This window comes from Candidatus Binatota bacterium (genome assembly GCA_012960245.1).
GTDB lineage: Bacteria > Desulfobacterota > Binatia > UBA1149 > UBA1149 > UBA1149.
Map to the genome: position 1 here is coordinate 80698 of DUBO01000051.1, position 15547 is coordinate 96244.

Annotated in this window: 12 protein-coding genes; 8 read left to right on the forward strand and 4 right to left on the reverse strand. The window is 64.0% G+C overall.

Annotated features, from left to right (window positions below):
• The first annotated feature begins 66 nt into the window (after positions 1 to 66).
• The 6 genes from EYQ35_09895 to EYQ35_09920 all read left to right on the forward strand — a co-directional run bounded on the left by EYQ35_09895 (position 67) and on the right by EYQ35_09920 (position 8676).
• Positions 67 to 1935 carry a YncE family protein gene (locus tag EYQ35_09895; protein ID HIF64446.1) on the forward strand — a complete coding sequence of 623 codons (1869 nt, stop codon included), beginning with the start codon at positions 67 to 69 and terminating at the stop codon, positions 1933 to 1935.
• A complete protein-coding gene (locus tag EYQ35_09900) occupies positions 1932 to 2570 on the forward strand; it encodes an SCO family protein (protein ID HIF64447.1) in 639 nt (212 codons plus the stop codon). Before EYQ35_09895 ends, EYQ35_09900 begins: the two co-directional genes overlap by 4 nt.
• Positions 2567 to 3232: an SCO family protein gene (locus tag EYQ35_09905; GenBank protein HIF64448.1), complete on the forward strand. Its 666-nt coding sequence runs from the start codon at positions 2567 to 2569 to the stop codon at positions 3230 to 3232. The genes EYQ35_09900 and EYQ35_09905 overlap by 4 nt, the downstream gene beginning before the upstream one ends.
• Complete coding sequence (locus EYQ35_09910; GenBank protein ID HIF64449.1) at positions 3129 to 4862, forward strand: c-type cytochrome; 1734 nt, start codon at positions 3129 to 3131, stop codon at positions 4860 to 4862. Before EYQ35_09905 ends, EYQ35_09910 begins: the two co-directional genes overlap by 104 nt.
• Before the next feature lie 266 nt (positions 4863 to 5128).
• Positions 5129 to 6712, forward strand: coding sequence for a trypsin-like serine protease (locus EYQ35_09915; GenBank protein HIF64450.1), 1584 nt, complete (start codon positions 5129 to 5131; stop codon positions 6710 to 6712).
• A gap of 104 nt (positions 6713 to 6816) precedes the next feature.
• Entirely contained in the window at positions 6817 to 8676 is a 1860-nt protein-coding gene (locus tag EYQ35_09920) for an HAD-IIIC family phosphatase (GenBank protein ID HIF64451.1), read from the forward strand.
• Between the two features lie 6 nt (positions 8677 to 8682).
• Here EYQ35_09920 and EYQ35_09925 read toward each other — a convergent pair whose 3' ends face one another.
• The 4 genes from EYQ35_09925 to EYQ35_09940 form a co-directional block, all read right to left on the reverse strand.
• A complete protein-coding gene (locus EYQ35_09925; protein HIF64452.1) occupies positions 8683 to 9960 on the reverse strand; it encodes an alpha/beta hydrolase in 1278 nt (425 codons plus the stop codon).
• Between the two features lie 123 nt (positions 9961 to 10083).
• The gene (locus EYQ35_09930) at positions 10084 to 10830 is read right to left on the reverse strand and encodes an SDR family NAD(P)-dependent oxidoreductase (GenBank protein ID HIF64453.1); all 747 of its coding nucleotides are present in this window, start codon (positions 10828 to 10830) and stop codon (positions 10084 to 10086) included.
• A complete protein-coding gene (locus EYQ35_09935) occupies positions 10811 to 11560 on the reverse strand; it encodes an SDR family oxidoreductase (GenBank protein ID HIF64454.1) in 750 nt (249 codons plus the stop codon). Before EYQ35_09935 ends, EYQ35_09930 begins: the two co-directional genes overlap by 20 nt.
• Before the next feature lie 14 nt (positions 11561 to 11574).
• Positions 11575 to 13755: a TonB-dependent receptor gene (locus EYQ35_09940; GenBank protein HIF64455.1), complete on the reverse strand. Its 2181-nt coding sequence runs from the start codon at positions 13753 to 13755 to the stop codon at positions 11575 to 11577.
• A gap of 85 nt (positions 13756 to 13840) precedes the next feature.
• Between EYQ35_09940 and EYQ35_09945 the strand changes: the two genes are divergently transcribed.
• Positions 13841 to 14527, forward strand: a complete 687-nt coding sequence (locus EYQ35_09945; protein HIF64456.1) for a nitroreductase family protein — start codon at positions 13841 to 13843, stop codon at positions 14525 to 14527.
• Between the two features lie 33 nt (positions 14528 to 14560).
• Positions 14561 to 15547: an LLM class flavin-dependent oxidoreductase gene (locus tag EYQ35_09950; protein ID HIF64457.1), complete on the forward strand. Its 987-nt coding sequence runs from the start codon at positions 14561 to 14563 to the stop codon at positions 15545 to 15547.

Below are 15547 nucleotides of genomic sequence, written 5' to 3' on the forward strand. Positions count from 1 at the left end.
CCCCCGACAGGGTAACTTTTTATAAGGGGTTACAGCTTGCGGGGGTTTCCTAAATACGAAAGAAAGGTGGGATTGTCGGTGGCGATCCTGTTGCCGCTGGCGATGGTTTTCGGCTGCCCGGTGCCGGTGGATGCCGCGGATTCCAAGCCTGCGGGCGTTGAATTCTCGGTACACAACCTGGATTCCAAGGCGGGTCAGGCAATCAGGGCGGGCGGGGACCTTCTGGTCAAGTTCAGACTGTCTGATCCCGATTCTGGCTTCGGACTGTCGCAGTTGCACCCGGCTGCCTGGCTCAGCCCGCGCGAGAAGGGCGCTCCCGCGCCGTCGCAGCAGGAGTGCGAAAACCTGATACGCGGCATGGGGCAGTTCGGTGTCACGCACGCCGACGACGATCTCAACGGTTACTACATCCTCACCCTCAACGCTGACAATTCAGTCTCTATTCTCAACCCCATGGTCAGCCTGAACACTTCCAACCAGAAGGCCCACATTCTCCTGGACGGCGAGGCGCACGCATGGGATTTTGACCCCAACACGGCGCTGGCCTGGGTGACCTTGCCCGACGATAACAAGGTGGCCGTTGTTGACGTCAAGGGCCGACGAGTCGCTGCCTACCTGGCAGTGGGCAACGCGCCGCGGTCGATAGAAGTACAACCCGACGGTCGTTTTGTGTGGGTGGGCAACGACGATTCGGGTACCGTCAGCGTGTTGGCCCCAAGCGGCCAAGGACAACTTCGTTCGATCGAAGTGGGGCGAGGCCCGATAGATTTTGCCTTCGACGAACAGGGGCGCTACGTGATCGTGTCAGCGGGGGGTGCCGGCCGCGTGTCGGTGATCGATACGGGGAGCATGAAAGTCGTATCTTCTCTCGAAGTGGGCGAAGGCTCACTTCAGGTCGCCTGGGCAGAACTGGCCGGCGCTTTTTACCTGCTCAACCCTTCGCGCAACACGGTTACGGTCGCTTACCCCCGCGAGGGCCGGGCTGCCGTGGAGATCGATGTCGCCGAGGGCGCCACGACGATTGAAGCCGATCCGCAGGGACGCTGGGTATTCGTGATCAACCCCGAGGCGCGCGCGGTTGACATCATCGATACCGCAGCTGCGAGGCTGTCGCGCAGGGTAGCGCTCGAGGAAAAACCCAGCCACGTTCTTTTCAGCTCGATCTTCGCCTACGTCTACCACGCCGACAGTTCCAACCTGTCGCTGGTAAAGCTCTCTGCGCTTGCGGATGCTGAAGCTGCACCGGTGCTGATCATCCCCATGGGAGTTGAGCGACCCGAGGGAAGAATGGTGCGCCCGGGCCTGTTGCCCATGGACATTCTGCCCGATGAGGGCGGCGCCGTGGTGGCCAACCCGGTCGAGAAGGTCATCTATTTTTACACCGACGGAATGATGTCTCCGATGGGTTCGTTCAAGACATGGGCGTCGAACCCGCTGGGCGTGATTCTCTACGACCGCTCGCTGCGGGAGCGCGGCAACTCGGGCGTCTACGAGACGGTTACCCGCCTGGACGAACCCGGGGTGTACGATGTTCCCTTCGTGCTGGGCAGCCCACGGGTAGTGACCTGTTTTGAGTTCGAGGTCGCGGGAGAGCCCGGGCACGGGGAAGCCGTGAAGCCGTTGTTCCGCGGACTGTTCGTGGGCGAGGATCTCGCCCCGGGTGACGAGGTGACCCTGCGCTACCAGGTGGTCGACGGTCGCGATGGCCGTCCCCTGACCGGTCTCGACGACCTGAGATTGATAACCTTTCGCGCGGGCGAGAACTGGAGCGCGAGGTCCTGGACCAAGGAAGTAGAAGACGGCGTGTACGAGGCGGGTGTCACCTTTCCGCGCGGCGGCCGTTACCTGGTGCAGGTGGAGGCACGCTCGCTGGGCATCGGTTTCGGCGATGCTGGAAGGGACTACGCCGACGTGTCGCAGGGAGCGACGAGATGAAACAAGGCTTGCTCACAGTGCTGCTATCGGCAGCGATGCTTGCTTGCCCGTTCTTGATGCGGGCGGCAACGGCCGCGGGCGTGAGCGCGGGGGGAAACGACGCTGGCGACGTCAGGCTTATCGACGTGCCGCTGCTCGACCAGGATGGCAAGCGCATGATGCTGGTCAGTGACCTGGTCGGGGAGAAGATCGTGGTAATGAACTTCATTTTTACTACCTGCCCGTCGGTGTGCCCCATGCAGTCTGCAATTTTTGCAGGCCTGCAGAAGGAGCTGGGTGATCGCCTGGGCAACGAGGTCAAGCTGTTGAGCCTGAGCATAGACCCGGTCACCGATGTGCCTGCGAGGCTGGCGGAAACCGCCGCTCGCTACGGGGCGCGAGAGGGCTGGACCTGGCTCACGGGCGAGAAGGCCGACGTCGACAGGGCCCTGGTCGGCCTGGGTGCGTACTCGAGCGAGGTTGAATCGCACCCGGCGATGATCCTGGTGGGAGACGGCAGCACGGGCGATTGGACACGCTTCTATGGTTTTCCGCGTCCGGTAGACGTGCTGGCCCGAGTGGACGCGCTCGTCGCGGCACGGATCGCGGGGCCGGGAGCGGTTGCCGCGGAGCCGGCAGAAGAAAACCAGCGATGAAATGCTCGAGCTCTAAAACTTCGACGATTAGTTTCGCAACGGTGAGCGTGACGGCCCTGGTGTGCTTTCTGCTGCTCGGTGTAACCCGTTCCGCCGCGGCCGCCGCCGCCGAGACTCAAGCTACTACCACCCCCGTTTCTGTCACTGCCGCCCGCGACGGAGACGAGGCCGCGCGAAGCTGGTTCACCGAATCCATCTTGCTTGACCAACGCGGTCGAGAGCTGAAGTTCTACAGCGATGTTCTCAAGGACCAGGTAGTGGTCGTCAACTTCATCTTTACCCGTTGCCCCGGCACTTGCCCGGTGCAGACGGCCAAGATGTCGGAACTCTACAAGGAACTCGGTGGAGAAATGGGGCGGACGGTGCGCTTCGTATCGATTTCGGTAGACCCCGACAACGACACACCGGCGAAGTTGCTTGAATTTGCAGACCGCTACAAGGCTGGTGACGGCTGGTTTTTTCTTACGGGTGAGCAAAAAAGTCTCGACCAGGTAACGCGCAGGCTCGGTGCTCACAATAGTCTTGCCGAGGCGCACTCGCCCTTGTTCCTGCTCGGAAATGTCAGCCGCGAACACTGGGTCAAAATGCGCCCGAGCGCTTCGGTGGCAACGCTGGCGGGTGAAGTACGAAAACTGCTCGCGGTCGATAAAGAAGATGGCTGACAGGATGACGGCGGCACTGCCAGCGCGGTTACTCGTCGTGGCGGCGCTGGGTGGGGTGCTGGTTGCCTTGGTTGCCGATCCGGCAGTGGCTGGCTGGGGCGAACAGGAGCAGCGCGGCAAGTCGGTTTACGAGCAGGGCAGGGCCACGGGCCAGGTGAAGGCACTGCTGGCGGGGCCGGGCCTCGAAGTCGATGCGGCCCAGTTTCCCTGCGTAAACTGTCACGGCCACGACGGCGCGGGTGTCATTGAAGGTGGCGTCACCACTGCCGACATCAGGCCGTCGCGCTTAGCGTTCGCGGCCGATGCCACCAGGGACTTCGGCAGGCAGCGGCCGGCCTACGACAACGAGGCGCTGGCAATGGCGATCAGGTCGGGTCTCGACCCAGGTGGCAACAGCCTTCACCCGGCCATGCCTCGCTACCGTATCAACGACGACGACTTGGCCGACCTGCTGGCCTACATGCGCCACCTGGGGCGAGAGCCTGTAGCAGGGGTAGCAGAAGATGCGGTGAGGGTCGCCGCGTTGCTGCCTTCCGCTGGACCGCTGGCCGCCCCCGCCCGCGAGGTTGAGCGTGTGCTCGCGGCCTTCGAAGAATACACCAACGAACAGGGCGGGGCCTACGGTCGGCGCTTGCTGCTGGAGCTCAAGCACTACGATCCGTCGGTGGATGCCGGTGGCGTTGCCGCGGTGGACGAGTTGCTGGCGGGCGAACGCCCGTTCTGCCTCTTGTCGAGCATGGGCCTGGGGGCCGCTGCGTTGGCCACGCTTGAACAAGCCGGCGTTCCGCTGGTCGCGCCGCTGGCGGTACCTGCCAGTGACGGCTACGGCGCCGCCCGAAACACCTTTTTTGTTTTTACCTCCGTGGCCGACCAGGCCAGGGTATTGGTCGATCATCTGGTGGCCGAGCTACCCGGCCTGGGCGGGGGCGCGGTGCTGCTGCACGACTCTGGTCCCGAGGGGCTGGCGGGCAAGCTGGGTGTAGAAAGCCAACTGTCCGGCTACGACCAGACGCTGTCGGCGAGTATCCAACTGGCAGCTGCGGGAGGCGTTGAGTCTGTCGTGGCGGAGCTCGTCGCGGCCGGAACAGCGGGCCAACGGCCCTCGGCTGTATTTTTCTTTGCCGATGGAGAGCGAGCGGCAGAGTTCCTGCGCCTGGCCGCTGCCGAAGACTGGCACCCGCTGCTGTTGGGACCCGCCGAAAGGCTGTCCCCCGGCCTGGCCGGCCTGCCCCCGGCTTTGCTCGCCGGACTGCGCCTGGTTTCGCCTGCCGGGGTGCCGGACCTAGACGCCGGCCGTAGCAGGGAGTTTCTCGCGGTGATGGAAAGAGAAGGAATTGCGGGGAGCTACCGCGCGTTTCAAATCTCGGCCTGGGCTGGAGGCTTGCTGCTGAGAGAAGGGTTGCGGAGATCTGGCCGTCGTCTTACCACACCTCGTTTCATGGCATCGCTCACCGGCCTGCGCGGGTTCGATACCGGCTTGCTGGCGCCGTTGTCATTTGACGAAAACAGCAGGGTGGGTGTGGCCGGCGCCACGGTGCTGCGGTTTTCAACGGCCGGCCCGGGCTTGTCGGTTGCCCGTAGATGGCGCGAACCCCTGGCGGCATCCGCCGTTGTAGAGCCTCAACTGTAAAACACCTCAATATTCACTGGGCTAAGCTGGGCTGTACGGCCCTTGTGGTGTGCAGGCGGTATCAACACAAAGATATCTGCAGTGTTTATCTATAATTCGGATTTTATCACTATGCGGCGCTTCCCTAGCTTCGGGCTAGCTGTTATCTGCCCGTCTCCCCTGCAGTCTTTTGTCTGGAAGACAACGGGGGGCTGGAGTGTCAGGTGGTTCCCATTCGGTACAGGATCAGGTCGGCCGCGATTGCGTGCGCGCTCGTGTTGGCCATTGTGTTTACTGCCGCTTTGGCTACCGGGGCTGCCAGCGGGAGGATAGTCAACGGTACCGCGACTTTTGACTATCCCGAGGTGGGAATGCTTCTGCACGGCAGCAACCCGTGGAACTCGGGCATGACCTGCAGCGGCACGCTTATCGGTTGTCGTAGTTTCCTGACCGCGGCCCACTGCGTCTGCCCTTGGTCCGGTGGGCAGTGCCAGGGAGCGGGCGCACCTTACAAGGGCCTGTACTCAGTTTACCTGCAGGGCTCAGGCGTGTACCGGGCTGAATCGGTGCTGGTGAACCCGGGCTACAGCTACCCTGTTGGCGATCTCGCGGTGGTGACCCTGGATCGCCCGGTAGAAGGAATTGTGCCCGCCGCGATGGTCGGCGTCACACCGGCCGTGGGCAGCGCGGCAGTATTGGTAGGCTATGGTCGCACCGACGGCGCGGCCTCTGATTTTGGCATCAAGCGGATGGGGGACGTCACCACGGTTGGCTGCGAATCGGGCTACGACAACGGCAACATCTGCTGGAACTTTGACGGCAGCACCTCGAATACTTGTCACGGCGATTCCGGTGGCCCGCTGTTCGTTGACCAGGGAGATGGCCCGAGGCTGGCGGGCGTGACCTCGGGTGGTACCCGCTCCGACTGCGGTCCCGGTGATCACAGCTTTGACACCAGCGTCGCCGCCTGGGCTGACTGGGTGAACAGCATTGTCGATGAAGCCGCCGGCTGCGAAGGAGCCGAACAACAGGCAGCCGTGATTTTTGACGCATCGGCCAACGTGGGCTTTGCTGATGCCCTCGCGGACAAGAAGGACCAGGACCACCACCAGTTTACCGTACCGGCTGGTTCGTCCGCGGTGGCAGCAACCCTCAATTCCGTCGATGACAGTCACAGCGACCTGGACCTTTACCTGCGCGCAGGGGCGCCGGCAACCGAGGCTGACTTCGATTGCCGCAGTATTGGAGGTGGCCCGTTCGGCCACTGCTCGGTCACTGAACCCCTCGCTGGTGACTGGTACGCGATGGTTGCCTCTGCCAAGGGCGCAGCCGAGTACCAACTGCTGGCAGTGTCGCTGCCCAGTCCGGCATCGTCCTGCGGCGATGGGCTGCGCGAATACGGAGAAGAGTGTGACCAGGCCGACGACCAGGCCTGCCCAGGGCAGTGTGACTCGTCCTGTGCCTGTCCGCAGGCTTGTTCGGCTAATCTCTTCGAAGTTCGCAAGTTAGAGTCCCGTGGAGGGAGGCTTGCCCTCAAGGGTCTGCTCCTGGATTACTTTGGCGATTTTACCAGTGCAGATCCCAGGCTCAATCTATCTCTCGCCGAGGTTGGTGCCCCGGAGGGCCAGGGCTTGTTTATTGCCAGCGACGATACCGGTTGGAACCGCTCGCGGCCGGGGCGCGGACGTTACACCTGGAAGGGAAGCGCCTACGGTCTACCCGCCAAGCTCAAACTAGTGGACCGGAGCCGTAGGAAGTCGGTCTGGAAAATCAGCGCTCGCTTGAGCCTTGACGGTGGCGATGTGGTCCCCGCGGCCAGCCTGCGACTGGACTTTGCCGGACTCTGCGCTCTTTCGAACGGCTCGCGCTGAGCGCTTTTTTGGGCCGGTGGGCTGCGTGGGCCCGGGCGCTGTCTTGACTAGCGGGCTAAGCTGTCTCTATTGTCAATGAGGTCGCCCGCGCGGCTGTTTCTCTCATGGCAGGCAGCGACCATTCCAGGACCTTAAAAGAAAGCGTTCAGGCCTACCTGGCCGACGGTGACAAGGCTGCGGCCCATCGCCTGCTCGTTGAACGCTGCTTTGCAGGGGCCCCGGCCCACGAGTACCGCTGGTTGGCCGACCGGATGGCCGAGACTTCAGTTGATGCGGTTAGCTTGAAGGTCGCATTTCTTTCTACTTACACGGTTGAGCCCCTGCGCGAGCTTCTGCGCGCGCTCGCGCTGGCGCACGGGGTGACCGTGGAGCTCTACTTCGGTGGCTTTGGCCAGCTGGAACAGGAGGTGCTGAAGCCGGGTAGTGGGCTCGCGGCGTTTAAACCCGATGCCGTGGTGCTGGCCTGGCGGCTTGAAGACTTGCTGCCTGGCCTGTCCGGGGTCGGCGGTCGCGACGACGAAGACAGCGAGCTCGAGGCCCGCCTCGCTGTGTTGCTGGACGGGCTTGCCGACGGCTACCGGGGGAGCACGGTACTGGCCCACACCTTTGATTGCCCAGCGGCTGTGCCCCTGGGGGTGGTCGACTACGAACAGCCCGGGGGGGTACGTGCGCGAGTCGAGCGCTTCAACGCAGTGCTTCGTCAATGCGCCGAGTCGAGGCCGGCGCTGCACCTGGTCGACACTGAGCGCGTGGCTCGGCGCGCGGGTGCCGCCTGGTTTCAACCCCGCCACTGGTACTCGGCGAGGGCACCGCACGGGCCGGCCGCCTTGCTGGAGCTGTCGCGCGAGTACGCAGCTTACCTGCGAGCGCTGGCCGGCAGGACGGCCAAGGTAGTGATGCTCGATCTCGACAACACGCTGTGGGGTGGGGTGCTGGGCGAAGACGGCGCCGATGGTGTTGAGCTGGGCCCCGACTACCCGGGCAATGCTTTCGTGGCTTTCCAGCAGGAGCTCAAGGAGCTGGCGGCCCGCGGCGTGCTCCTGGTCCTCAACAGCAAGAACAACGAGGACGAAGTGCGAGGGCTCTTCGCTTCGCACCCCCACATGCTGCTGGGGTGGGGTGATTTTGCCGCTACCAGGGTCAACTGGCAGGACAAGGCGAGTAACACCGAGGAGCTGGCCGAAGAGCTGTCGCTGGGGCTGGACAGCTTTGTGTTCGTCGACGACAGCCCGCATGAGCTGGAGGTCGTTGGGTCGCGCTTACCGGGGGTGAGCACCGTGCAGGTGCCCGCCGAACCGGCCGAGCTGCCGGGCCTTCTCTCCCGCCGGGGCTACTTCGAATCCTTGTCGTTCAGCGCCGAAGATTCACGCCGCGGCGAACTCTACCGAGCCGAGGGAGAGCGTAAAACCCTGCGCGGCAGCAGTCGCTCGCTCGACGACTTCTACCGCTCTCTCAATATGCGATTGCGCGTGCACGAAGTGGGCGAGGGCGAACTGGTGCGGGTGGCCCAGCTCACGCAGAAGACCAACCAGTTCAACATGACAACGCGGCGTTACAGCGAAGCCGAGACCGCGTTGTTGTTGAATGACGATGCTACCGCCGTACGAGCTTTCTCGCTGGTCGATCGTTTTGGTGACAGCGGCATTGTCTCGGTCGTTATCGCGCGCGAGGGCTCCAAGGCATGGGAGCTGGACAGTTTTCTCATGAGCTGTCGGGTCATAGGCCGCACGGTCGAGACCGCCATCCTGGCGCTGATTGCCGACGAGGCCCGTGCTGCCGGTGCCGGTGCACTGGTCGGTGATTTTTTACCCACGAAAAAAAACGCACCGGCCTCCGGTGTCTACGAAGCTCATGGATTTGTTGAAAGCGGTGGTGCCGACAGCGAGGGGGGACAACGCTGGAGTCTGGACCTCGGCAGCGACTCGGTGCCTCGGGTGCCTGCCTGGATAGAGATAGCCGACTGAACCCGGTCAGGCTGCGCGGCTCGCGTGCTCGCTGCTACGCGCCGCGGCTGCGCGAGACATGCCGGTCGAGTCCAGCGCGTGGCCAATGAAATCGTTGACGCCCTGGTCGAGGTTGAACGACAGGTGCGTGCCCTGGTACCAGTGCAGGTTCGGTCGCTCCCAGTGGTGCCAGAGCTCGTTGACCTGTCCGCGAGAAACCAATCGATCCGCCACGCCCGCAAATATGTGTCGCCCGCGGTGAGGCGTCCGGCAGGGCAGGGACATCGGTGAGATCACTCGCTGGAGGTTGTCGATCATCGTCCAGTTGACCCCCGCGCGCTCGAGCCAGGTGCGCACAGAGGCAGGCAGGTGCTCACGCGCCAGTGCCGAAAAACTGGTGGCGGGAATGCCGGCAATCACGCAGTCGAGCGCGCCGTCGAGGCTGCTCAGCAGCGAGGCGTGGTAGCCGCCCAGCGATATGCCGTAAGCGCCCGTCGACACCGCTTCGCCGGGTCCACGGACCCAGCTGAGCAGGCGGCGTAGATCCCAGATACCCTGCGATACCGCGAACAGCGTGTCCATGGAGTCGGCGACCATGAATCCCTCGCCGCTGCGATGGCGCCCGGCGCGCGGACCGTGCAGGGGCAGTACGGGCATGACCAGGTTCAGCCCCAGCTCTTCGTGCAGGTAGCGGGCGTGGAAGGCCGCAAGCCCGGCCGAGGCCTGGCCCATGCGGTAGCCGTGTATGCACATCAGCCACGGCCGCGGGCGGTCGTGGTGTCGCAGCAGCCAGGCGTGTCCCTTACGGTTTGCGCTGCGGGCCAGCCAGCGGTCGGCGCCCGGCTCGCCGCTGCGCGGCTGGTAGTCACTGTCAAACTGCAGGTGCTCGACGTCGAGCCCCAGAACCCTGCGGCGAAAAATCTGCGGCGAAGTGATCGGCGGTGGCTGGCGGTGGTAGAGAGCAGGATTGGCGCTCCAACCACGTGACTCGTACAACGCAGCTGCCTCCTGAAACTCACCTCGCACGCGGTGCAATTCGGCGGCAGAGGGCAGGGGGAGGTTGGGTACGAGCATCGCCCGGACGGTTTCGTCTATGGCGACCTTTACGGCCATCGACAGGTTGGGTTTGACCAGCGGCATACCGTCACCGGGGCCACCGAGGCCGGCGAGATCGCGCCAGCTCAGGGCCATAAAGCCAGCCGTTCGCAGTCCCGGCATCGCGAGCGTAGCGCCGCGCTCGGCAATGTGCGCCAGCCTGCGTGCGAAATCGCTGTTGAGTACAGAAGCCTTGCTTGAAAAAGCCACGATTCACCCATGCTAGCCGACAGGGGGGCTGACTTCTATGGACTGTTCTGAGCTTTACCCGCGTGGCCTTTTTTCACGTTGTTTTACGGGTGGTTCGCAGCGAAAATATTTGGGGCAGCGGGCTTAGAAACTCTCGCTCCACGGCCTCAGGTCAAGCTCGTGGGTCCACGCTGAGCGTGGTTGCAGGTGTACGTTCCACAGTGCATCGGCAATGGCGTCGGGGTCGAGCATGCCACTTTCACCCTTCTGCTCTGCGAGGTCTGGAAAACGAGAGAGCAGGCGCTCGCCCGCGATACCGCCATCGACCAACATGTGGACAACGTGCAAGCCTTTCGGGCCCAGCTCCCTGGCCATGGACTGGGCCACCATTCTCAGGCCGGCCTTGGCCGCGGCAAAGGCACCGAAGGCAGCGCTGCCGCGCAGCGAAGCGCTCGCCCCGGTAAAGCTGATGGTGCCGCCCGCGGGAAGCATGCGTCGCGCTGCCTCGCGTCCGACCAGAAAGCCGCCGAGGCAGCCTACCTTCCAGGCTTTTTCGAAAACCGCTGTTTCGGTGTCTACGAAAGGCGATATGACGGCGTTGCCGGCGTTGTAGGCAACCAGCACCGGCGGTGACGACGCGTCGGCCTGCACGCGGTCGAACAGGGCTGCTACCTGCTCTTCCCGGGTGGTATCGGTGGCCACGGCGACCGCTCGGCCGCCCTTGGCCGCTATGTCTTCGGCCAGTTCTTCGAGGCGCGAGAGAGTACGGCCGGCGGCATAAACCGTGGCCCCCGACGCTGCCGCCCGTCGGCAGATTGCTGCGCCCAGGCCACGCGCGGCTCCGACGCCGACCACTACTACCGACTGTTGCTCAGGCACGGGTGCCACCATCCACGCGTATGTATTCGCCGTTGATGTGGATGCCGTCTTCGGAAACCAACATGGCCACCACTCCTGCCACGGCTTCGGGCGGTCGTGCCCCGGTGAGCGACATTACCCGGTAGAGCAACTTGAGGTCAGCTCCCTCGGGAAATACGAAGTTCTCGGTCATGCCCGAAGTGATGTCGCCCGGGCAGATCGCGTTTATTCTCAGGCCGCGCTTTCCGTATTCGACCGCCAGGGTGTAAGTCAGCGCCAGCACGCCGCCCTTCGATGCAGCGTAGGCAAGCGAAAACGGCTGTCCGCTCAGGCCGGCGATGGATGCCATGTTGACGATAGCGCCCTTCGTTTCGACGAGGTGGGGGAGCGCAGCCTGACACATGAGGAAGGTGCCGGTGAGATTGATGTCAATCATGCGCTGCCAGATTTTAAGGCTGACGTTGGAGGCTATGTCGGCGTGCAGCACACCGGCTATGTTGCAGAGCGCGTCGAGTCCGCCGTGACGTTGCACGGCCGCGTCCACGCAGGCGTCCACCTGCTCGGGATCGGCCACGTTGCAGATCATCGCCGACGCTGTTCCGCCGTCAGCGCTTATGCTCTCGCAGGTGGCCGCGAGACCAGCCTCGTCGACGTCGCTCGCCAGTATCTTCGCGCCCTCTGACGCCAGCCTGATGGCGGTGGCACGGCCTATGCCCGAGGCGGCGCCGGTAACAAGTATTGATTTTTTAACTAAGCGTTCCATGCCTGGATGTTCTCCTACCAGAGGTAATGTAGCCCGGCCGACAGCGTACGCCGCTGACCCGGTTGAATGTAGTGGTCGTCGTCGCTGTCCGCCACGACGGTGGAAACGTGGCGCCGGTCGAGCAGGTTTTCTACTTCCAGCGTGATTTCGAGCTGCTCGTTCAGTTGCCAACCGGCGGCGAGGCTGTACAGTTCCCAGCCGGGTACCGCTTGCGTGCCGAGGCCATTGGCCGAGTAGTCGTTGACAAACTCCATGCCCGCGCGCGCCCAGCAACCGTCCTCGTGCTGGTAATCGAGGGCCACGCCGCCAAAGCGTGGCGGCACCGCCGGCATCTCGTTATCGCCGTACAGCGGGTCGTCGACGTAGTGAAATTCCACTGCGTTAAGGGTCAGTGACAGTTCCAGGCTGTCGTCGCCAGCACGTCCGCGGCGCTGGGCCAGCCCCCGCGCCAGCAGCAGGTCCAGGCCCAGCTCAATTCCCTGGTGCCGGGAGGCTGACACGTTGGTGAAACCGGGTATCGTGAAACCGGCGCCGGGAAAGGGAGTGGTGTTGATGTTTATTATCTCGTTGCGCAACTCGCTGTCGTAAACGGCGAGGTCCCATCGCAGCCGTTCGCCCTGCTGGCCGCGCCAGCCGGCTTCGAACAGCCAGGCGCGTTGTGGTCGCAGGGTGTCGAGATCGCTCTCGAGGTTTCCGGTCGACGTTATCTCGAGCAGCACTGCCGGCTCGTAGCTGTGCGACGCTGACAGGTAGACGTGGTGATTTTCGCGCGGGTGCCAGGAGAGTCCCAGCGACGGCGAGGCCGACCAGTAGTGGGTCCCGTCGTAGTCGTCCGACAGTCGGTCTTCGCGCGAGCGGTGCGAGTACTGCACGCGCGCCCCCAGGTCGAGGTCAACGCGCTGGCCCAGGCGGATGGACTGGTCGGCGTAAAAAGCCGCGTTAATGGCTTCGCCGACGAAGCGGCTGCGCAGGTCGCCACGCAGTCCGCCGTTGGCGCGGTAGAGTGAGCGCAGCTGGTGAGCCCTGGCCAGTTTAACCCCGGCGTCCAGTCGCCGAAGTCGCGAATCCGCGTCGCCCCGCGACAGCAGCCTCGCCTCGGCCGAGAGGTTGTCGAGCTGCCAGTCGATTACACCAAAACTGAGAGGCTGGTCCATGTCTTCGTAAGCGGCTTGTCCAAACAACGACAGGGTGGACGACGGCGATAGCGGCACGTCCAGTCGGCCGGCGGCGCGGTAGTACTCGAGATCTCGCGCCGCGCCCTGGTCAACGTAACTCTGCTCGGCCGCGCGGTCGTCGATGGAATAACTGTCGGTGCAGGGCGCCGGCGGTGCGGGGCAAGTGGGCGTGAGAGCACCGGGCAGGTCGGTGTTGCTGTGCGCGTAAATGAAATCGCCTCTCAAGGAGCGGCCTTGTTCAAGGCGTCGTCCCAGTGACGCGTACACGCGCTGCCGGTCCCAGGCCGAGTGGCGGCGAAAGCCACCGCTACTGCTATGGCTGACGGCCAACAGCGAGTCCGTGTTCTCGTCGGCGTGGCCGGTGCTGACGTGAAGCTTACTGGTGTCCCAGCTACCGGACTCAAGCCAGGCTTCGCTCCCCGAACTCCCGTTGCCGGCAAGATCGTGGCCGGTGCGGGAGATCATGTTGATCGCACCACCGAGGGTGTCGCCGCCCCAGCGCCGGGCCTCGCCCCCGCGATAGACTTCAACCCTTCGCAGGTTGAGCAGGTCTAGGGCCTCGGTCTCGGTAAAACCGTCGGCACCGGTGAACGGAAAGCCATCGATGAGTACGGTCACGCCGCGTAGGCCGAAATTGCTGCGCAAACCCGAGCCCCTGATGGACAAGCGTTCCTGCTCGCCTGTGTAGCGACGCAGCAGGAGCAGGCCCGGTACCCCGGCAAGCACGTCCTTGAGGTCGCGCGCGCCTGATTTTTCGATATTTTCGCGGCCGACGAGGCTCACGCCACCCGGGCGCTGCTCGATCAGAAGGCGCGCGCTCTCTTCGTCGGCGAGGCGGTCATCGGCCAGGCGGTCGTCGTCGACCAGCACGGTCGGAAGCAGGGCGGCTTCTTCGCCGGCGGCGGCTTCTTCGCCGCCGGCCACCCCTGGCGACGCTGTCACGAGTGCAACCAGGCCGAGCGAGGCGAAGATAACAATGCGAAAACAAGATGCTGCAGGTAAGGCCAATTGAATTTTCACGAGTTTTTTAAAGCGACTCCCGTGGGCACGCGGGGCCGTGGGTTTCGTCGCTCGGGCCGCGCAGCTATATCACGGGGGCGGCTGCATGAAACAAGAACCCCCAGTTCCGGGCCAGGTAGATGTGGCCAGCATAGGTGAAGACGTACCCCTGCTCGAGGGCATACGTACCACCTTGTCGATACGGCGGTTGCGCCCCGATCCGGTTCCGTCGGGCTTGCTGCGCAAGGTCTGCGAGGCGGGGACTTTTGCGCCCAGTGGCGGTAACCGCCAGCCCTGGACTTTCGTGGCCGTGACCGAGCCCGAACGCAGGGCCTGGGTGGCCGAACGCTACCGTGCCGCCTTTGACGCCTACATAGCGCCGGCCCGCGAGGCGGCCGAGGCGCCTGATTTTCCGGCTGCGAGGCGGCGTAACATAGAATCGGCCGCCTGGTTGTCCGATCACCTGCACGAAGTGCCCGTGCATCTTTTCGTGGCCGGTCGGCTGCGCCGCGGTGACCCGCAGTTCCAGTCGGTGTTTCCGGCCATACAGAACGTGTTGTTGGCCTGCCGTGCGGTTGGACTGGGTGCCTGCCTGACGATGCTGCACCTGGCCCACGGTCGCCAGGTGGACGAGTACCTGGGCTTGGCCGAGGACAACCCGAGCTGCGCCCTGATAGCCGTGGGCTGGCCGGCGGTCGCCTACCGTCGGCCCGTACGCAGGTCCGTGGACGAGGTGCTGCATTTTGAACGCTACCGCGATGCCAACGAGAAAGACGGGAAGAAAAAAACTTGAAAGGACTGCCACGGGCAGGATGAGGCAGGCAGGATGAAATACGGAATAGTACTCGCGGCCCCGACGATAGCCGACCAGGTGAGGGTGGCCCGGCGCGCCGAGCAGGCCGGCTTCGACTCGGCCTGGACGATAGAGTTTTTCAACCAGAACGGCCACGTGCGCCTGGCGGCCGTGGCCGCAGCCACCGAGAGCATCACGGTGGGTAACGCCATTGCCTACGCTTTTATGCGCACCCCCTTGCTGACCGCGTCGGCGGCCATGGACATCGACGAGCTGTCGGGCGGACGCATGGTGCTGGGCCTGGGCAGCGGAACCCGCAGCATGAACGAACGTTGGTACTCATCTGCCTGGCAGACGCCGGCACCCGCTAGAATGAAAGAAGTAGTGGCCCTGGTCAGGGCTGCCTTTGCCGCTTCAGGGGGTGGTGGGCTCAAGTTCGAAGGAGAGTTCTACAATGCCAACGTTCCGCTCTACGCCCGGCCGGGAATGGTGCGCGACAGCATCCCGGTCTACGTGGCCGGCGTCGCTCGGCCCATGGTGCGCGCCGCGGCCGCGGTGGCCGACGGCCTGGTTGGACACCCGGTGTACACCCGTAAGTATATTGCCGACAGCGTGCTGCCCATTCTCGAGGGTTCCGACTGCGAGCTGGCGCCTTACGTCATCTGCTCGGTCAGCGACGACGTTGAGCAGGCCCGCAACGAGGCGCGCATGCAGATCGCGTTCTATTTCACTACCCGGCTCTACCACACCATCCTCGACGCGCACGGCTGGCGCGACAGGGGCGAGGTTATAGCGGCGGCTTTCAAGCGCATGGACTTTGCCGCCATGACCGCCGAAGTGAGCGACGAGATGATAGACGCTATTGCCATTACCGGCCGCCCCGATGAAGTGCGCGACCAGCTGCGGCAGTGGGACGGTCTGAGTGAGCAGGTCTTGCTCTACCCCCCGACTGTAGGGGTGGCACACGAGCGCGTCAGCGAAAATCTCGACGCCATGGTCGACGCGTTTGCCGTTTCTTAA

Coding starts and splice junctions, on each gene's coding strand:
- EYQ35_09900 (HIF64447.1), top strand. CDS start 1,932: ATGAAACAAGGCTTGCTCACAGTGCTGCTATCGGCAGCGATGCTTGCT.
- EYQ35_09905 (HIF64448.1), top strand. CDS start 2,567: ATGAAATGCTCGAGCTCTAAAACTTCGACGATTAGTTTCGCAACGGTG.
- EYQ35_09910 (HIF64449.1), top strand. CDS start 3,129: ATGTCAGCCGCGAACACTGGGTCAAAATGCGCCCGAGCGCTTCGGTGG.
- EYQ35_09920 (HIF64451.1), top strand. CDS start 6,817: ATGGCAGGCAGCGACCATTCCAGGACCTTAAAAGAAAGCGTTCAGGCC.
- EYQ35_09930 (HIF64453.1), bottom strand. CDS start 10,830: ATGGTGGCACCCGTGCCTGAGCAACAGTCGGTAGTAGTGGTCGGCGTC.
- EYQ35_09935 (HIF64454.1), bottom strand. CDS start 11,560: ATGGAACGCTTAGTTAAAAAATCAATACTTGTTACCGGCGCCGCCTCG.
- EYQ35_09945 (HIF64456.1), top strand. CDS start 13,841: ATGAAACAAGAACCCCCAGTTCCGGGCCAGGTAGATGTGGCCAGCATA.
- EYQ35_09950 (HIF64457.1), top strand. CDS start 14,561: ATGAAATACGGAATAGTACTCGCGGCCCCGACGATAGCCGACCAGGTG.